Raw genomic sequence first — 18650 nt, forward strand, 5'->3', positions numbered from 1 at the left:
CGCGCATGAAACTCGCCGTGTTCGACTGCGACGGCACGCTTGTGGACGGGCAGGCGAGCATTTGCGAGGCCATGGAGGCTGCATTCGCGGGGCAAGGGCTGACTGCGCCGGATAGACCGGCGATTCGGCGGGCCGTAGGCCTTTCCCTTCCACAAGCGATGCGCGTGCTCTTGCCCGATAGCGAAGAGAACGTGCATCTCGCCCTCACTGAAGGGTACAAGCACGCGTTCCGCACCGCGCGAAGCGACGGGCGCCTGTCGCAGCCGCTTTTCGAGGAGATCGAAACAGTCTTGCGCCAGCTGGCCGCTGCGGGTTGGACACTGGGCGTTGCGACCGGAATGTCGGCACGCGGGCTGTCGCACTGCCTGGCGGCGAATGCAGTCGACGATCTGTTCGTCACTCTCCAGACCGCAGACCACCATCCCTCCAAGCCGCACCCGGCCATGCTGGAAGCGGCGCTGTTCGAAGCAGGCGCGCGTCCGGAGGAAGCCGTGATGATCGGCGACACCGCCTACGACATGCAGATGGCCCGCGACGCCGGAGTGCGAGCCATTGGCGTCGACTGGGGATATCACCACCCTGACGAGCTTCGTGCAGCAGGTGCCGAGGTCGTCGTGGGAAGCCCGGCCGAACTGGCGCAAGTGCTCCTTACATGAACGAAGATCCGGCGCGGGCTCGCTTCTTCACGATTCAGGCAATACGCATCGCCGGCGTTGCATGCGTGGTGCTGGGCATGTTGATCGCGACGCGGCGCGCGTCGTTGTTCGGCTGGGGGCCGGTATGGTTCGGCTATCTGCTGATTGCCAACGGCCTCGTCGACGTCTTCGTCATCCCTACCCGTCTGGTACGGAAATGGAGAACTCCCAAGTGAAGCGCTTCTATAAGTCTGTCAGCGTCGCGCAGGATGATGGCGGCTGGCGCGTTCAGCTCGACGGGCGCGGGATCAAGACGGCGGGCGGCGCAGTGCAAAGCGTTCCTGCACGCAAGCTGGCAGACGCCTTGGCCGCAGAATGGGCGGCGCAAGGCGAGCAGATCGACCCTGCCTCTTTTCCCCTGCGTGACCTGACTGACTATGCGATCGACAGCATTGCCAGCGGGCGAGAAGATCCGGTGGAAGGACTGCTGCGTTATGCCGAGACAGATACTCTCTGCTACCGTGCCGATCCCGACGAGCCGCTGCATCGGCGGCAGATAGAAGTTTGGGAGCCCCTGCTCACGCAGGCAGAAGCGCGGTTCGATGTGCGATTCGTGCGGGCCTCGGGCATCGTACACAGGCCGCAGCCTGAAGCGACGCTGGAAACACTGCGCACGCAGCTCCAGGCGCTCGGCCCCTTTCACCTTGCCGCGATGCGCATGCTGGCAAGCCTCTCGGCCTCCCTCACCATTGCTCTGCTTGCCATCGAACCCGAGGCGGACATTCCTTCGCTATGGCATGCCGCCAATCTGGAAGAAGAATGGCAGGCTGAGCTTTGGGGCCGCGATGAAGAGGCCGAAGCGCGCCGCCAAGAGCGCTTCGACGCGTTCGCACTGGCGGCACGTTTCGTTGATCTGGTCCGCTCCGCCTGACCGTCTGCACGGCCCACGCTCCATTATCGACCGTTCTTCCGCACCGGACACACGCTTTCCGGTGCAGAGGGATGCTGGGTCGGTAGCTTGGCACGGCGGCTGCAAGCCACTGCTTTCGACTCCGAGGTTCAGGTCCGTTTCGGTCTCATGTGGAACCTCCACATGAACGCGCGTGTTGGCCTGATGGAACAACAGGGGTGCGGCTCTTGAGAGCATTTAGCCAGTTATTTTCAGGACTTGTGCCTTGGCAATGCAAGCTCCTCCTTGCCGCCCTATTCGGCGTGGCCGCAGTGGCCGCAGCGGCTTTGCTGTTCGACTCCCCCGTGCGGAGCGGCGGCCCCTTCGGCAGCTCGATACGTAGCCCGTTGGCCGTATTCGCCTCCCGCTCTCCGGGCAATCGTGCCGACGGAGCTCTGTTTCAGAGCAAGAGGCGGCTCGCACCGGCGCGGCACGCACAGCCTCAACGCCTGACCGTCATCCCGCGCGAGCGCGTGCTGTCCAACATTCGCAGGCGGCCAAGCGGTCCGCTGACGATCGCGCCCGCTGTTCCTCCGATTGCCGAGCAAGGGCTGCCTCTCGCCACTCCGCCTTTGCCGCCCATCGTTCCCGGACCGGCATTCCGCTCACCGGATAATCTGGGTGCTGGGCCTACACCATTCCTGCCCGGCGGCCCAATTTTTGGAGGACCGGTCGTCGACAGGCCTCCAGTTGACGGCGGCGGCCCGGGATCGGCTCCGCCAGCTGTGCCGGAGCCATCCACCTGGGTCCTGTTTGTAGCGAGCATCGGCTTCATCGGCATCGTACTTCGGCGGCGCCATCCGCGCCCTTCTTTAGCCGACGGCAGGGCCGGGTGACGGCGCAGCATTGAGGCGGGCTCCCGGTGCTCTTCACAATCCGCCGTATCTCGGTGCCAACTTTGCTGACCGCGGCTTTCGCTACCGCCATCTTCACATTCGAGCCAGCGGCTGCTCCCACGGATGATCGGCGCGCTGCGACGAGCCAGAATGGCATGCGCCTGCACTATCCGCCGCAACACCTTCCCATACTGACTCTGCCGAACGGCAACCGCCGGTCCATACGCAGCGTGCTCAACGTCACTCACGCCCAGCAGCACGGCGACTACGTCTGGAACGACACGGGTGTGCCGACTGGTCCGGTCTGGGTGCGTGCAGATCTCGCCCTTCAAACCTTGTCGGTGTTCCGCGGGGGTCACGAGATCGGCTCTGCGGTGATCCTCTACGGGGCTGATCGCAAGCCGACTCCTGAAGGCGTTTACCCGATCCTCGCAAAGGCGAAACACCACCGGTCCAATCTCTACGATGCCGACATGCCCTATATGCTGAGACTTACCGGGGACGGCATCGCCATACACGCAAGCAAGGTGCGTGCAGGCTCAGCAACCCATGGCTGCATCGGTGTACCGCTCGCGTTCGCGAAGAGGCTGTTCCGGGAGGTCGAACGCGGGGATCCGGTGGCGATTTTCGCTCCGTAGCCGCCGGCGGGAAGCACATCGCAGCGCAAAGTCTTACCGATGCATTTACCAAACTAGCAAACCGATCCGTGATTCCTAAGCGGCACAATGCTCCAGTCATTGCTGGAGCACGGAAGACGTGTCGCGGTTTACCAAGGTCCTGAGTTCGATAGCATTATTGGCAGGCGCTTCTGTCCTGCTCGGCGCGACGGACCTTCATGGCAATTTCGAAAGCAGAATGCTGGCTGCCCATAATCGCGAGCGCCAGCTTGTGGGTGTGGAACCGCTCGCGTGGGACCCGGCTCTTGCACGCTCGGCTCGCGATTGGGCTGACCACCTGAAGCGGACCGGCCGCTTTGAACATGCTCCTGAGCAGCCCTCAACCCCTGAAGGCGAGAACCTGTGGGCGGGCACGAAGGGATACTACTCGCTAGAGCAGATGGTCGATGGCTGGTCGCGGGAAAAACGCTATTTCAAGCTTGGCCTGTTCCCGTACAACAGCACGACAGGCCGCGTTGAAGATGTCGGGCACTACACACAGTTGATCTGGCGCAGAACGCGGCATGTAGGATGCGCCAGGATCACCGGTCCGGAAGAAGAACTGCTCGTGTGCCGCTACAGCGAAGCGGGAAACTATCTGGGTGAGAAGCCGTTCTGAACGGCCCGCGAGCCGTACCTTATTCGATCACCCAGCTTGCCACCTGATCCGCAACGTCGTTCGCCGCGCGCCCAATGGCTGCGGCGACTGGTGCAGGCTTGGGAGCCACCCCGGGGACGACCGCCTCAAAGCGCCGCGAAGTGATGGCACCGGCCCGCTCCTCACGCCGCATATCGATCCGAACAACCACGGATTGGCTCCGCGCGTCGTAACCCATGTCGAGCAGGCGGCTGGACAGAGTGGTCCGCCCCAGGACGTCGAAATCGCCTTCTTCGACCACGATGCGGTTCGTGCGGGCGCGCAGGGTTTCGGCAAGCAGGCGGCGAAACTGCCGCGCTGGCCGTTCTACCCAGCCAATGTCTTTCAGGTAAGCAATAGTCGCGGGGTCGACGCGAACGGGCACGCGCAGCATGTCCAGGCTGCGGTCGGCTTCCGGATCCAGCACGATGATCGCGTCCGCCATACTGCCGGAGGTCACCGGCCCGACCTGTTCGCGCGTATCCGCCGAGAGGCTGATGAGTTGATCCGGCGCCTTGCCGCCCAGATTGACGCAACCCGAGAGGCTCAAGGTGGCGATCGCGACCATGGTACCGAGGCGGATCTTAGACATCATGCGGCTGGCGTCCCTTGTATCGGCCGACTTCACGAACAGCGTCATGGCTCATAATCCGGCAGCTTCGGACCTTTGATCAGAGAGCCGGCTCCCTCCTGGTCGATTTTTTCGGTCACGTTGCGCAGCGCGCGCGTGGTCGCCCGCAAGTCACGAATGGCAGCCTCGGTCGCCGGAATGGTCGAGCTGGAAACCTGATCGAGTGCTGGCTGTGCGCTTTCCAGCGTTTTGTTGAGCTGCTCCATCGCCCCCTGGGCAGAAGCCAGGGTCTGGCGCAGCTGGACGGCCAGCGAGTTGCCTTCGCTGCCAAGCAGATCGTCCGCCTTGTGGGCCACGCCCTCGAAAGCGCGCAGCGTCAGGGTGGCTTGCGAAAGCGAGTTCTGCAGCTCGACCAGGGCGCCGCGGAACTCAGGCGTTGCGGCGGCAATGTCGCGCGTCATCTTGTTCGTGTTGGCCAGGATCCCGGTCAGCGAGCGACGGTTCTCTTCGTTCAGCAGCAGGTTGAGGTTTTCCGTCAGCGTGGCGAGCCGCTCCAGCAGCAGCGGCGCATTGGCCAGAATCTCGCCCAGCCCTCCCCGTTTGGTCGGGATGACGGGCACACCTTCTGGCCCCGGCTCCACGATCGGGGGAGCGCCTTTCACCGCGCCCTCTAGCTGAATGTCGGAAAGGCCGGTGAAGCTGCCCTGAATCGAGGCGGTGGTGCCCACCGTGATCGGCACTTTCTCGTCGACGCGAATGCGCACGCGGATGAAGCTGGGGTCCTGCGGCCACAGCTCGATCTGGCTGATCTGCCCGACGGGTACGCCTGCGTAGTCTACCCCGGACCCCTTCGCGAGCCCGTCGACGGACTGGCGGAAGAAAATGTCATACTCGTTCTGCGCACCCTGGTTCAGGCGCGCGATCCAGATGATGAACCCGGCCAGCAATGCGAGCAAAGCGAGGGTAATTGCACCGACCCAGACGTGGTTGGCCCTTGTCTCCATCGTCTCGTCCTATGCCCCCGGCTCTTGTGCTGCGCCAGCATTGTTTGGGGCGGCAGCCACTGCCGCCGGCTTCACTTGCCCCTGGTGACCCGCTCGGGCGGTTTCTGCGGCTCGGCCGCGCGGACCATTGAAGTACTCCTGGATCCACGGGTGATCGAGCGCCAGAAGTTCAGGGATCGTGCCGACAGCAATAACCTTCTTGTCTGCCAGCACCGCCACCCGGTCGCAAATCGCGTAAAGCGTATCCAGATCGTGCGTGATCAAAAAGACCGTAAGCCCCAGCGTCTCCTTGAGTTCCCGAGTCAGCTCATCGAACGCGGCCGCGCCGATCGGATCGAGCCCTGCAGTAGGCTCGTCGAGGAACAGCAGCTCAGGATCCAGCGCCAGAGCGCGGGCAAGACCCGCGCGCTTTCGCATTCCGCCGGAAAGCTCTGAGGGATATTTGAACGAAGCATCGTCAGGCAGTCCAGAGAGCCGAACCTTGAAGCGCGCCACCTCGCTCCGGAGCGATTCGCTCATGTTCGGGTAGAACTGCTTGAGCGGGACTTCCACGTTCTCCCCGACGGTCAGCGTCGAGAACAAAGCACCGCCCTGGAACAGCACGCCCCATCGCGAGCGGAGGTCAACCTCGTCTTCCTCCTGGTCCTCGCCCATCGAATGGCCCAGAACGCAGACGTCGCCCGCAGCAGGCTCCTGGAGCCCGATGATGGAGCGCATCAGCACCGACTTGCCCGTACCCGATCCGCCCACCACGCCCAGAATCTCTCCCTTGCGCACTTCGAGCGAGAGATCTTCGTGGATCACGTGATCGCCGAACGCGTTGCGCAGCCCCTTCACTACGATGGGGTACTGCGGGTCCGGGACAGTGCTCTGCGGCGAGGATGGCTCCTGGCTCATGCCCACCCGATCTCGGTGAAGAAGATCGCGAAGAAGGCGTCCAACACGATCACGGTGAAGATCGCAGTAACCACCGCCTGGGTCGTGCGCAGACCCACCTCCTCCGCACTGCCCTTCACCTGCATGCCCTGATAGCACCCGGCAAGGGAGACGATCAGAGCGAACACGGGCGCCTTGATGAGAGCGATCCACACGTCTGTGATCGGCACAACCTCCTGCGTTCGCTGCAGAAAGGTGAAGAACGGAATGTCGAGCGCGAAGTTCGAGATGAAGGCGCCCCCGATGATCGCGATCACCGCCGAGTAGAAGCCCAGCAGCGGCATCATCAGCACAGACGCGAAAACACGGGGAACGACCAGCGCTTCCATCGGCGAAACGCCGATCGTGCGCATGGCATCAACTTCCTCAGTCAGCTTCATGGTGCCGATCTGGGCCGCGAATGCAGAGCCGGATCGGCCTGCCACCATGATGGCGGTCATGAGAATGCCAAGCTCCCGCATCGAGAGCCGGCCCGTCAGGTTGATCGTGTAGATCTCCGCGCCGAACTGCGCGAGCTGTACCGCACCCTGCTGCGCAATGACGATGCCGATGAGGAAGCTCATCAGCCCGATGATCCACAGCGAGTTGATGCCGATATACTGCATGTGATGCACCATCGCCGTGCCGCGCAGGCGCGAGGGATGCCGCAGCACTGCCGCCATGCTGACGATCGTATCACCCAGAAAGTCGAGCATTCGAACGAAGCCCTCCCTCCAGGAAATGATAACGCCACCCACATCGCTGAATGTGCGGGTCATTATCCCCGGCGACTGCTCGATCTCCGCTTTTTCGCTTTCGAGCTCGCCAATGGCGGCGAAAAGGCGCCGCGTCTGGTCGCTCTGACCGACGATCTCCGCCTGGTGTTCCCGCGCGAAACGCTGGATCAGCCACGCGCCGGTCGTATCGATGTCGGAAACCCCGGACATGTCGATGCGCCGGAAGGTGCTGGCGTCCACTGCATCCAGCTTCGTATCGAGATTATCGAGCGAATGGATGCGCAAGGGGCCGCTCAGCGCCAGTGTGGGCACGCCGTCTTCCCGTGTCTCGGCAAGAGTAAAATCAGCCCGTTCCCGCATGCGCCCTCGTCATGGGGGATAATCCCCCGCGCGGCAAGGGGTTCCACGAGCGCGATAAAAGGCAACGAGGTGGCAAGCAGCCGTGCCCGCTTGCACGCGAACAGCCGCGCTGGCAAAGCGCGCGACATGACCGAGGATAGCGCAGCAACGATGCTCGACAAGACCTTTGATCCCGCAGCGATCGAGGCCAAGTGGTACCAGCACTGGGAGGGCAAGGGCCTGTTCCGCCCCGACCGCCCGGACGCGGCACCCTTTACCATCGTGAATCCGCCGCCGAACGTCACCGGCTCGCTCCATATCGGCCATGCGCTGGACAACACCCTGCAGGACGTGGTGATCCGCTATGAGCGCCTGCGCGGCAAGGACGCACTGTGGGTAGTCGGAACCGATCACGCCGGGATCGCGACGCAGATGGTCGTTGAGCGTCAGATGGAGGCTAAGGGCGACAAGCGCTCCAACTACACGCGCGAAGGCTTCATCGACAAGGTGTGGGAGTGGAAGGCAGAGAGCGGCGGCACGATCACCGGCCAGCTGCGGCGTCTCGGCTGTTCGATGGACTGGAGCCGCGAGCAGTTCACCATGGACCCGCATTTCACGCGCGCGGTTGTGAAGGTCTTCGTCGATCTCTACAATCAGGGCCTGATCTACCGCGACAAGCGACTGGTGAACTGGGACCCGCGGCTGAAGACCGCGATCTCCGACCTCGAGGTCGAAACGCGCGAGATCGACGGCAAGTTCTGGCACTTCAAGTACCCGCTCTCGGACGGCTCGGGCCACATCTCCGTTGCCACCACGCGCCCAGAGACAATGCTGGCCGACATGGCCGTGGCGGTGAATCCGAACGACGAGCGCTACAAGCATCTGCTGGAGCGCAAGGCAACGGTAACTCTGCCGATCACCGGACGTGAAATCCCCATCGTCGCCGATGAGCATGCCGACCCGGAGCTGGGCTCGGGTGCGGTGAAGATCACGCCGGGGCATGACTTCAACGACTTCGAAGTGGGCAAGCGCGCCGGGATCAAGGCGGCAGACATGCTCAACATGCTCGATGCCGAGGCCCATGTCTGCCAGACCGCCGACGCCTTGATCCCCGCCGAGCTGATCGGGCTTGACCGCTTCGATGCGCGCAAGCGCGTGGTCGAACTGGTGGACCAGGACGGCCTGCTCGAGAAGATCGAAGACCGCGTGATCCAGACACCCTACGGCGACCGCGGCGGCGTGGTCATCGAGCCGTGGCTGACGGATCAGTGGTACGTCGATGCGGAAACGCTCGCCAAGCCGCCGCTGGAGGCAGTGCGCTCCGGCGCGATCGAGATCGTGCCCAAAAGCTGGGAAAAGACCTTCTTCAACTGGATGGAAAACATCCAGCCGTGGTGCGTCTCACGCCAGCTGTGGTGGGGTCATCGCATTCCGGCGTGGTATGCCGACGATGGCTCCATCTTCGTCGCCGAGACAGAAGAGGAAGCCCGGGCGCAGGCTGGTAATAAGACACTGACCCGCGACGAGGACGTCCTCGACACCTGGTTCTCCAGCGCGCTCTGGCCCTTCGCCACGCTCGGGTGGCCGGACGCAGATGCCCCCCTGCTCGCCAAGCACTACCCCAACGACCTGCTGATCTCCGGCTTCGACATCCTGTTCTTCTGGGATGCGAGGATGGCGATGCAGGGCATTCATTTCATGAAGGAAGTGCCGTGGAAGCGGCTCTACCTGCATGGCCTGGTGCGCGCGGCGGACGGGCAGAAGATGTCCAAATCCAAGGGCAATGTGGTCGATCCACTCGGCCTGATCGATCAGTACGGGGCCGACGCGCTGCGCTTCTTCATGGCCGCCATGGAGAGTCAGGGCCGCGACGTGAAGATGGATGAAAAGCGCGTCGAGGGGTACCGCAACTTCGCCACGAAGCTGTGGAACGCGGCGCGTTTCTGCCAGTCCAACGGGATCACCGCGAGCACCTCGGTGGCCGCTCCCGCTGCCACGAGCGCCGTGAACCGCTGGATCATCGGCGAAGTCGTGGAGACTGTCGCCGCGCTCGACAAAGCCATGGCCGACTTGCGCTTCGACGCAGCGGCCAATGCGATCTATCACTTCGTCTGGAACCAGTTCTGTGACTGGTACATCGAACTGATCAAGGGCTCCTTCGATGACGAGACGAAAGCCGTGGCCGGCTGGGTGCTCGACCAGATCCTGGTCATGCTCCATCCGTTCATGCCCTTCGTGACGGAAGAACTCTGGTCGAAGATGGGCGAACGCCCCTACGAGCTGATCGTCGCCCAGTGGCCGCAGCCGAACCCGCAAGTTGATCGTCAGGCGAAGGCAGAGGTCGAGTGGCTGATCTCGCTGGTCGGCAACCTGCGTGCTGCAAAGGCGGAACTGGGCATCGCTCCGGGCGCCCGTCTCACCGCCTACATCGCTGAACCGTCAGACCAGACCAGCGCGATCATCAAACGCAACGGCGCCGCAATCGATCGCCTTGCCCGGCTCGATTCCATCCGCTTCGAGCCCGCACCTGCTGGCGCTGCCATGCAAGTCGGCGCAGGCGATGCCATGCTGGCGATCCCGCTCGAAGGCGTCATCGACATCGCCGCCGAGAAGGCCCGGCTGGAGAAGGCTCTCGCGGCTTCACAGAAGGAACGGGATTCTCTGGCCAAGCGGCTGCAAAACCCCGCCTTCGTCGAAAAGGCGAAGCCCGAAGCGGTTGAGAAGGCGCGTGCCGATCATGAGGCTCATTCGGCAGAAGCAGAGCGGCTGGCGGCGGCACTCAAGCGCCTGGGGTGAAACTCAGAACTTGGAATGCAGGCGGCCAGGCGACAAAAACCGTTTCCTACGCCGCCCGCATCTGCCATCTGCGCCAGCGTGATCCTTTGCGCCATCCTCTCTCGTAACGTTCCGCCGCGCGGCAGAAAGCAGGGGGTTGCCGTCCTTCTCCTGGACACCGGCAACTGCGGCAACCGAGCGGAGCAGCGGACGCGGTTGACAGTCTCATGCTGACGCTGGCTACCACCACGCCCGGCGAGCCGGAGATCTTTGCATCTCTTCAGGGCGAAGGGCCCTCTATCGGGCGGCCTTCCACCTTCCTGCGCCTCTCGCGCTGCAATCTGGCGTGTCAGTGGTGCGACACCGCGTACACCTGGCGGTTTACAGGCGATAACCGCCCGCACCGCGATGCGCTGACCTTCGAGCGGCAGGCCAATCAGATCGCCCTTGCCGAAGAGGATGTGGCCGCTCGCATCGCCGCCCTTCCTCCCGTCCGGCTGGTCATCACCGGCGGCGAACCGCTCCTTCAAGGCGCGGCACTCGCTCGCCTCTGTGCGTTGCTGCCGAACATGCATGTCGAGATAGAGACCAACGGTACTGTCGCGCCTCATCCTGCGCTGGACCCGCTGGTTCATCAGTACAATGTCAGTCCCAAGCTTGCGCACAGCGGCAATCCGGCTGAGCTTGCACTGCTTCCCGAGCGCCTGACAGGCTGGTCGGGAAACGCACGCGCCTTCTTCAAGTTCGTGGTAGCTACCGACGACGACCTGGCCGAAGTTCTGGGCCTGCAACAGCAATATGGAATGACGGGCGACCGCCTGTTCCTGATGGCGGAAGGCCGCTCCACCGCCGAGCTTCGTGCGCGACAGGCCTGGCTCGCAGATGCCTGTGTCAGCCACGGTCTGCGCTTCACGGATCGTTTGCACATCCACTTGTGGGGCGACACGAGAGGGACATGAACGAGGCGTCACCGATCCCTCTCGGCGAGAATGCGGCAGAGACCCAGCCGCTGCCCCAAACACCTCCGCCTCGGGCTCCGCGGGACATGCCCGAGACGCTGCGCGGAGACCTGACGCAAGGTCCGATCCTGCGCACCCTGCTGATGTTCTCCATCCCGATGCTGATCAGCAGCGTGCTGCAGACGCTCAACGGATCGATCAACGCAATCTGGGTTGGGCGCCTGCTCGGCGAGAGTGCTCTGGCCGCGACCGCGAACGCCAACATCATCATGTTCATGCTGTTCGCGCTCGTGATCGGCTTTGGCACGGCGACAACGGTGCGGGTCGGTCAGTTCTTCGGATCCCGCGACTTCGACACGGCACGGCAGAACTTCGGCACCGGTGTTGGCTTCTGCATCGTGCTCGGCATTGCCACTGCCGTGGTGGGCTGGCTGTTTGCTGCCGACATTCTCCGCCTGCTCGGGACGCCTGCGGCCAGTGCAGCCATGGCCCATGCCTACCTGCAGGTGGTCTTCATCACGATTCCCTTCGGCGTCGTTTCGATGATGGTCTCGATGGGGATGCGCGGCGCCGGTGATTCCAAGACACCGCTCTACGCGATGATCCTGACTGCTGCCGTGGATGTCGTCCTCAATCCGCTGCTCATCATGGGACTGGGACCGGTGCCGGCACTTGGCATCGCGGGATCGGCCATGGCGACGGCGTTCGCGAACATCGCGGGTCTCGGCTACCAGCTGTGGCGCATCTATTCGCAGGACCTGCCATTGCGTCTGCGCGGGGCGGAGTTCCGCTACCTCATCCCCGGCGGCGAAGCGCTCCGCTATGTGGTGACGAAGGGCATTCCGATGGGCGCGCAAATGCTGCTCGCCTCTTCAGCCGGACTTGTGATGATCGGTCTCGTGAATCGCGAGGGGTTGAACGCAGCCGCAGCGTACGGCGCCTCTCTGCAGCTTTGGAACTACCTGCAGATGCCGGCCTTCGCAGTGAGCTCGGCGGTCAGCGCCATGGTGGCGCAGGCAATCGGCGCAAACAAGCACAAGCGCGTCGGGGATGTCACCCGTGTCGGGCTCTACGCGACCGTCCTGATGTCGCTGGTTCTGGCCGCGCTGATCGTGCTTGCGGACAGGCCGCTGCTCGCCTTGTTCCTGGGCCCCGAAAGTCCGGCCATGCCAATCGCTCAGCACATCCAGCTCGTCTGCACCTGGTCGTTCGTCCTGATGTGCGTCAGCATGATCCTGTCAGGAACGATGCGCGCTTACGGCGTGGTCGTGGTGCCGATGGTGATCATGTTCGTGGCCCTCTACCCCGGACGCCTGGGCTTCTACGCTCTGGCCTATCCCTACATCGGCGGAGAAGCCGTCTGGTGGGCGTATCCTTTTGGCTCCGCCATTTCGGTGCTGCTGACCGTCCCTTATTATATGCGCGGCCGCTGGCGGCGGGGCCAAGCGGCGCCGCCACGGCAAGGTGCCCCGGCCGCCTGAAAGCAAGCAAGGGGCGATTAGCGCCCGGACCGCCAGCGCTGAACAACGCGATGAACCAGCGCCTCCTCTCCCTCGTTCTGGCACCACAGCGCGGCGAACGATGGATCGGACGACGCGGGGCGTTTAAATTCCTCCAGATCGTCGAAAGATACACGGACCGGGATCGAAACGCCCTCACCGCAGATCACGCACTCACGGTTGCGAAGGGCCGGTATGGCATCAAGGAAACCGCGCGCGCCTTCCGGCATGGCAGCACGGACAAACGCCTGATCTCGATCGTTGTTGAGGCGCATGGCGATGATCGTGCCGCACTGGGAGAGCACACCCTCTGCAAGATCGGACGGCCGCTGCGTGATGAGGCCCAGCGAAACGCCGTACTTGCGTCCCTCCTTGGCGATCCGCGAAAGGATGCGGCCCACCGAGGATCCGTCGGCGTTCCGCTCGTTCGGCACATACCTGTGCGCTTCTTCGCAAACGAGAAGAATGGGCTGCGTCCGCTCGTCGCGGGCCCACACGGCAAAGTCGAACACCAGCCGGCTAAGCACAGCGACGACGGTTGAGGTGATGTCCGAAGGCACGCCGGACACATCGATGATCGAGATCGGGCGGCCGTTGGAGGGGAAGCGGAACAGCTGGGCGACGAACTCAGCCATCGTGTCGCCCACCAGCATGCCGGAAAACATGAACTGGTAACGGGGATCCGCCCTGATCTCGTCGATCTTGTTCTTGATGCGCAGATAGCCCGCAGTGGTACGGCCCTTGTCGAGCTTGCCCATCTCAGCGTTGACGATCGCGGTCAGATCAGAAAGCAGGTACGGGATCGGGGCGTCGACTGTGACCTTCCCCAGCCCTTGCGAGAGACGATTGCGCGTGCGCGCCTCCAGCAGGCACTTGGCAAGGATCTCTGCATCTTCCTGCCGCTCATCGCCCCGCGCCGTCAGGAACACTTCGCAGTGCTCCTCGAAGTTCATGAGCCAGTAGGGCATCTGCATGTTGCTGACGTCCAGGGTGATGCCGTTGTTACGGAACGCTGCTCCGTACTCCCCGTGCGGGTCGATCATCACCACATGACCCTCCGGCGCCGCCTCACAGATCCGGTGAAGGATAAGAGCCGCTGCCGTTGACTTGCCTGTGCCGGTAGACCCGAGAAGCGCAAAGTGCTTGCCCAGCAACGCGTCGATGTAGAGGCCGGCCCGGATACCCTTCGTAGGAAAGACATCGCCGATCTGGATCGACGTTTGACCGGTGCCAGCGTAGACCTGCCGAAGATCATCGTCGGTGGCGGGATAGATCAGCGATCCGGGGATCGGATAGATCGTAACGCCTCGGCGGAAGGCACGAATGCCCCCAGTCTGCGGCTCCACGTTACCTTCGCCCAGGAAATCGATGACGGCGACGATCGCATCCGATGAGTTCGCGTCCTGCCTCTGGCTGCGAACCGTGGCCAGCAGCCAGGTATCTCCGGTGCGTATCTTAATCTGGGTTCCGACTTGGCCAGAAAGCGCCACCGACGGATCACTGTCGAGCGAGCATTCGGTAAGGCGGGGTACGTCGAGGACGATCTTCGAGCCCGCTCCGGCGATTTCGATCACCACGCCGATAGGCTCACGAGGATCACCGACACCGGAACCTCGTGCCGCAACATCGGAGATGTGGGCTGGCCGGGCACCTCCGAATTCAGCCATGTAAAATGTCATGTTCCGCTACCGAACGACCAAGAAAGTCCAATCCGTCTAGGTTGTTGGAGTTAACGCGCGCCTAAGCCGGCACAGCACATCGTCAGATGAGCGCGAAGAGCCTTCCCGCCAGCCACCCCATACCGACCGACACAAGGACGGCGAGCAGCCCATAGAACAAGCCATACTGCTCCGCGAAGTCGGCAATGGCGCGCTCAAGGCCGATCTTGCGCACCTCAACGGTGCTGCTTGCCGAAGCGACTACGCGACCGTCGGAAACGGCGAATGTCTCTGCAGTGTATACTCCGATGGGAACACTTGAAGGTAAGCCAATCCGGGCTTGGTAGAGGACCTGCTCGCTCACTTTGACTGAGCCCTCTTCCTGTCGGTAGAGGCCATTCTTCACGTTCAGGGCGACCAGCCCTTCCGAAAAGCGGGACTGCTCATCAGTTTCGATGGCTCCGATAGGCGAAAGCTGCAACCACTGCAGGCCCAGCTCATAGATTGCAGCGGTCTTGTCATCGACGATCTCGTCGATCGGTCGGGTCGACGCGATAGCGTAATAGGACGGCGCAGAACGGAATTCAGTGCTTTCGGCATTGATCCAGATGCCGGCGACCTTCTGCTTTTCGCGCACTACGATGGACTGTGTAGGCCCCTTCAGAACAACGATGATGTCGTATTCCTGTGCCGCACGGCTACCCTGCGGGTTGAGCACAGCGCCGAAAAGAAGCAACTCCGTTCCGGTAAAGCCCTGTCGCAGCAGCACTTCGTGCTGCGACACCTCAGGCACCAGAATCGGATCGCGCGCGGCGCCAAGGAAGAGCATCAGAAATAGGGCCAGCGCCGCTCTCACAGCGGCGCCACCGAGTAGATGTCCGCCGGCCTGAAGCCCAGCCCAACAGACATACGAAGCGCCACCAGAATGACGATCACCGCCAGCACCAGGCGCAGCTTCACCGGGCTGGCCTTCTGCGCAAACTGCGCCCCAATCTGCGCGCCTGTGACCGAACCGACCAGGAGCAGAGTAGCAAGCACGATGTCCACTGACTTCGTCGTGAGGGCATGCATCATGGTAGTGGCCATGGTCACGAACAGGATCTGGAACAGCGAAGTCCCAACCACTACGTTCGCACTCATGCCCAGGATGTAGAGCATCGCGGGGACGAGCACGAAACCGCCGCCGATCCCCATCAGCATCGTGAGAATCCCGGTGACGACCCCCAGCAGGAGTGGCGCCAGTGGCGAGATGTATAACCCGGACCTGTAAAACCGCCACCGCATCGGCAAACTGGCCACGAGCGGATGGTGCCGGCGCTTACGCGCGGGAAGCGGTGTCCCGCTTCTTTCAGCTCTGAGCGCCTGGATGCTCTCCCGGGCCATCAAGCCGCCGATGGAGCCCAGAAGGAGGACGTACAGTATGTTGATGACCGTATCGATCTGGCCCAGTTGGACGAGCACGTTGAACAGCACCGCGCCGATCGCTGTGCCCACCACGCCGCCTGCGACCATCACCGAACCGATTTGATAATCGACTCCGCCTCGCCTTGAGTGCGCAAAGGCTCCGGAAACGCTCGCCCCCGTCACCTGGCTGGCCGCCGAAGCTGCCGCGACCGTCGGCGGTATTCCATAGAAGATCATCAGCGGCGTCGTCAGGAATCCGCCGCCCACGCCAAACATGCCAGAGAGCACACCCGTGAGCGCACCAAGGCCCACGATGATCAACCCATTCACAGACAGGTTGGCTATCGGGAGGTAAACATCCATCGGCAAGCTTCGCTAGCTCACCCATGTGGCCGAGGAAAGCGCCAGAAGAAAAAGAGTGGATTATTAAAAGCCGGCGCCGACTGTCAGCGCCGGGCCCGATCCCGGTTCAGCATCCCCGGCAACCCGAAAGCGGTAATCCACTCCGATACGTCCGAACACCTGCGGCGCCAGCGGCATTGTCAGCACGGCAGCCGGCCCAGCATCCAGGCGAGCCGCGCCCTTCTGCGCACCGCCCCACGCTCCTGCGCCGACGCGCACCTCATAGCGACCAGCGCTGAAGACACGACGATCTACGCGCACCTGGCCGTCCGCGAAAGGCGTCGCATACCGACCGCCAACGTAACCGGCCTGACCATAGACCTCTGCCTGCAACCTGCCGGGCAAGGCAAGCGCCGGAAGCTCTGTCACCATCATAGCGGCCGGCTGCACTCTCCGAGAGCCCGCCTGATCGGTCAGGCGCCCCTCGACAGCGCCCACGATCGGAACACGGGTAAGCGGCCGGGCGGAGAGGCCAACGGCGAGCGATGTCTCGGTGCTTGCGCCAAGAGTTGATGTCGTCCGCAGATAGGCGGTGGGTCGGCGAGGATCTCGCGAACTGAGCCGGTAACGCAGTACGGCTCCTGCCTGGCTTGCCCCGTAAGTTGCGGGCAAGGCGCCATTGGGAAGCACAACACCGCCATCATCGCGCATCAGCGTCCAGGCATCGGCCGACCACCGGCTACGATCTAGAGTGAGCTTGCCCAGTCGGCCGCCGAGCAGAGCCGCGACTTCTCCGTATCTGCTGGAGCTTGGAATACGGCGTGACCCGCTCGGCAGGGCCGGGAGGGCTGCAGCGTACAAGCTGTCCTCGTTGCGGACAGGGGGCACGACGCCATCGGTCGGCAAGCCTGCAAAGAACCGCTCGTTGTCTGGAGACGGCTCCGCCAGGAGTGCTCGAGGATCTAGCCTCGTTGTTCGGGCGTCTACAAGGGTGCCGCGGGGCGCTCCGGCTGCACCGAGCCACTGCGAGCTGAGCCACCCCGGCGTATGGTACGCCATCTCCGGAACGTCAGGGTAGCCCGTTCCCGCATAAGATAGCGGACCAGGCGCTACAGAGTGCGCACCTCTCGCCGTTTGTGCGGCAGTCGCGGTTCCGACCGTGAGCACCACCTCCGGCAGGCTCACTCCTCCCCCTTCGCCGAGGCTTGTGATCCGCGCACCGGTCCAGCCTAGAAGCAGCGCCATCAGCACCACCAAAGGCTGTCCCCGTGCCCGCCGTCGACGTTCCTGGTTCATGAAGGCGCCCCTTGGGTTCGCAGCGTAGCAGGGTGGATGAGGTGTTCTGTCTTATCCCACACGACAGATGCGCCCCTGAGCGTCCTCACGTAGGCGAACAGGGCGCGGCGTCCGGCCATGATCGCGATAATGTTGGCAACAAAAATGCGCAGGACCGATCGAGCGCCTTCCCGCCAGCCATACTCACTCGTGGTGAAAGCGAAGCGCATAACCATCCGCCAGAACAGGCTGAACAGACACAGCATCAGCATCCAGCGCAGCGCTGGAGATGGTGGAGTCACAATGGTGCTCCACCCTCCGGCGCGTGAGGCAAGCAGCACTGCGGAAATGCATAGCCACAGATATGCTGAGGCAAAGACCAGCGCCATCAAAGGCCCCCGACGGTCGCGCAGCCGCATCCAGACGTCAGTCGGGCGACGTGACCAACCGAGCCGATCCCAACCCTGCAACGCAATGCCATGGATCCACCGCGTCTTCTGTCGCACGGCGGTCTCCAGCGTCGAAGGAAAATAGGCGCGGGTCGCGACAAGACTGCCGTCCGAGCCTCGCAGGCGCAGGAAGCGCGATCGCCCCCCATCATGCGAGAACAGCAGCCCGAGTTCATAATCCTCGGTCAGACACTCGGACGCAAACGGACCGTCTCCGCCCTCGCCTGCGCGTAGGCTTGCCAGCCATCCAAGACGTTCACGAGCAAAGCCACACCCCACTCCGGCGGCCGGGATCGGGACCTTTAACGCATCCCGGACGACGAGCGCTTTTGCGTGTGCCTCAGCAAACTCGTCCGAGTAGTGTCCTGCAATCCAGGGAGAGCGAGGCTGCGGCTCCCGCAATACCGGCAACTGCACGAACTCTGCGTGCGCCAGCCCGGCTTCGATCACGGCGATTTCGTCAGCATGCACCATATCTTCCGCGTCGTGCATGACGACGCCGCCAAAGCGAAACCCCTGCCGCTGCTCGTCTTCGCACATGGCACGATAGACGCGGTTCAGGCAGTCGGCCTTTGTGGTGGGACCCGGCCGATCATGGATAACAATGCGCAGCCTTGTGTCGCCACGCGCTGCATACATGGCAGCCGCGACCGTGCTTGGATCATTCCCGTAGCAGCCCACGTAGAGGCGCAGGTCCCGCTGCGGCCAGACACGCAGGGCATGGCCAACCATGTGCCCGATCACGGCCGCCTCTTTCCAGGCGGCCACGAAAACCGCGAGGGGCGCGCTTGGCTGGCCGCTGATTGCAGGTGAGATCCGTTGGGAGGGACGCACTCTGCGTACCAAACACAGGCCGAGCCAAATGGCGTCGACGAGCATTTCGTCCAGAGCCCCCAGAACGAACCAGAACACGGTGAAATAGAGCAGTTCCTGATGCAGGAACTGCAGCACCCCGAGCGAGACTGGAACAAGCTGTTCGGTCAATGATACGCACCCCCTGCGGTCCGTTA

The 18650-nt window shown here is 63.1% G+C and carries 18 protein-coding genes; 9 read left to right on the forward strand and 9 right to left on the reverse strand.

The window, feature by feature from the left end; translation table 11 throughout:
* Positions 1 to 5: 5 nt before the first annotated feature.
* The 6 genes from ABUH87_RS03110 (at position 6) to ABUH87_RS03135 (ending at position 3695) form a co-directional block, all read left to right on the forward strand.
* Positions 6 to 656, forward strand: coding sequence for an HAD-IA family hydrolase (locus tag ABUH87_RS03110; RefSeq protein WP_367769342.1), 651 nt, complete (start codon positions 6 to 8; stop codon positions 654 to 656).
* The gene (locus ABUH87_RS03115; protein ID WP_367769345.1) at positions 653 to 871 is read left to right on the forward strand and encodes a hypothetical protein; all 219 of its coding nucleotides are present in this window, start codon (positions 653 to 655) and stop codon (positions 869 to 871) included. The genes ABUH87_RS03110 and ABUH87_RS03115 overlap by 4 nt, the downstream gene beginning before the upstream one ends.
* Complete coding sequence (locus tag ABUH87_RS03120; protein WP_367769348.1) at positions 868 to 1566, forward strand: ATP12 family chaperone protein; 699 nt, start codon at positions 868 to 870, stop codon at positions 1564 to 1566. The genes ABUH87_RS03115 and ABUH87_RS03120 overlap by 4 nt, the downstream gene beginning before the upstream one ends.
* A gap of 290 nt (positions 1567 to 1856) precedes the next feature.
* Positions 1857 to 2420, forward strand: coding sequence for a PEP-CTERM sorting domain-containing protein (locus ABUH87_RS03125; protein WP_367769351.1), 564 nt, complete (start codon positions 1857 to 1859; stop codon positions 2418 to 2420).
* A 26-nt stretch (positions 2421 to 2446) separates the two neighbouring features.
* Complete coding sequence (locus ABUH87_RS03130) at positions 2447 to 3058, forward strand: L,D-transpeptidase family protein (RefSeq protein WP_367769354.1); 612 nt, start codon at positions 2447 to 2449, stop codon at positions 3056 to 3058.
* A gap of 118 nt (positions 3059 to 3176) precedes the next feature.
* The gene (locus ABUH87_RS03135; protein ID WP_367769356.1) at positions 3177 to 3695 is read left to right on the forward strand and encodes a CAP domain-containing protein; all 519 of its coding nucleotides are present in this window, start codon (positions 3177 to 3179) and stop codon (positions 3693 to 3695) included.
* A 19-nt stretch (positions 3696 to 3714) separates the two neighbouring features.
* Here ABUH87_RS03135 and ABUH87_RS03140 read toward each other — a convergent pair whose 3' ends face one another.
* From ABUH87_RS03140 to ABUH87_RS03155, 4 genes are read right to left on the reverse strand one after another with little or no spacing between them, the layout of a single operon-like run.
* Positions 3715 to 4308, reverse strand: a complete 594-nt coding sequence (locus ABUH87_RS03140) for an ABC-type transport auxiliary lipoprotein family protein (RefSeq protein ID WP_367769359.1) — start codon at positions 4306 to 4308, stop codon at positions 3715 to 3717.
* A gap of 41 nt (positions 4309 to 4349) precedes the next feature.
* Complete coding sequence (locus ABUH87_RS03145) at positions 4350 to 5288, reverse strand: MlaD family protein (RefSeq protein WP_367769362.1); 939 nt, start codon at positions 5286 to 5288, stop codon at positions 4350 to 4352.
* 9 nt (positions 5289 to 5297) lie between these two features.
* Positions 5298 to 6185 (reverse strand): ABC transporter ATP-binding protein, encoded by an 888-nt coding sequence (locus tag ABUH87_RS03150; RefSeq protein WP_367769365.1) that lies wholly within the window; start codon positions 6183 to 6185, stop codon positions 5298 to 5300.
* The gene (locus ABUH87_RS03155) at positions 6182 to 7300 is read right to left on the reverse strand and encodes an ABC transporter permease (RefSeq protein WP_367769368.1); all 1119 of its coding nucleotides are present in this window, start codon (positions 7298 to 7300) and stop codon (positions 6182 to 6184) included. Before ABUH87_RS03155 ends, ABUH87_RS03150 begins: the two co-directional genes overlap by 4 nt.
* A 126-nt stretch (positions 7301 to 7426) precedes the next feature.
* Here ABUH87_RS03155 and ABUH87_RS03160 point away from each other — a divergent pair, with 126 nt between their 5' ends.
* The 3 genes from ABUH87_RS03160 (at position 7427) to ABUH87_RS03170 (ending at position 12494) form a co-directional block, all read left to right on the forward strand.
* Complete coding sequence (locus tag ABUH87_RS03160; protein ID WP_367769371.1) at positions 7427 to 10075, forward strand: valine--tRNA ligase; 2649 nt, start codon at positions 7427 to 7429, stop codon at positions 10073 to 10075.
* A gap of 206 nt (positions 10076 to 10281) precedes the next feature.
* On the forward strand, positions 10282 to 11013 hold the full coding sequence (locus tag ABUH87_RS03165; RefSeq protein ID WP_367769374.1) for a 7-carboxy-7-deazaguanine synthase QueE: 732 nt from the start codon (positions 10282 to 10284) through the stop codon (positions 11011 to 11013).
* Complete coding sequence (locus tag ABUH87_RS03170; protein WP_367769377.1) at positions 11010 to 12494, forward strand: MATE family efflux transporter; 1485 nt, start codon at positions 11010 to 11012, stop codon at positions 12492 to 12494. Before ABUH87_RS03165 ends, ABUH87_RS03170 begins: the two co-directional genes overlap by 4 nt.
* A gap of 17 nt (positions 12495 to 12511) precedes the next feature.
* Here the strand turns inward: ABUH87_RS03170 and ABUH87_RS03175 are convergent, their stop codons facing one another.
* The 5 genes from ABUH87_RS03175 to ABUH87_RS03195 all read right to left on the reverse strand — a co-directional run bounded on the left by ABUH87_RS03175 (position 12512) and on the right by ABUH87_RS03195 (position 18624).
* The gene (locus ABUH87_RS03175) at positions 12512 to 14179 is read right to left on the reverse strand and encodes an ATP-binding protein (protein ID WP_367769380.1); all 1668 of its coding nucleotides are present in this window, start codon (positions 14177 to 14179) and stop codon (positions 12512 to 12514) included.
* A 94-nt stretch (positions 14180 to 14273) separates the two neighbouring features.
* Complete coding sequence (locus ABUH87_RS03180; protein WP_367770308.1) at positions 14274 to 14999, reverse strand: TIGR02186 family protein; 726 nt, start codon at positions 14997 to 14999, stop codon at positions 14274 to 14276.
* Positions 15000 to 15022: 23 nt separating this feature from the next.
* Entirely contained in the window at positions 15023 to 15937 is a 915-nt protein-coding gene (locus tag ABUH87_RS03185; RefSeq protein ID WP_367769383.1) for a sulfite exporter TauE/SafE family protein, read from the reverse strand.
* 63 nt (positions 15938 to 16000) lie between these two features.
* Positions 16001 to 17212 carry a hypothetical protein gene (locus tag ABUH87_RS03190; protein WP_367769387.1) on the reverse strand — a complete coding sequence of 404 codons (1212 nt, stop codon included), beginning with the start codon at positions 17210 to 17212 and terminating at the stop codon, positions 16001 to 16003.
* Positions 17209 to 18624, reverse strand: coding sequence for a glycosyl transferase family protein (locus ABUH87_RS03195; RefSeq protein WP_367769390.1), 1416 nt, complete (start codon positions 18622 to 18624; stop codon positions 17209 to 17211). Before ABUH87_RS03195 ends, ABUH87_RS03190 begins: the two co-directional genes overlap by 4 nt.
* Positions 18625 to 18650 lie beyond the last annotated feature (26 nt).

The sequence above is a fragment of the Novosphingobium rhizovicinum genome (assembly GCF_040813635.1).
GTDB lineage: Bacteria > Pseudomonadota > Alphaproteobacteria > Sphingomonadales > Sphingomonadaceae > Novosphingobium > Novosphingobium rhizovicinum.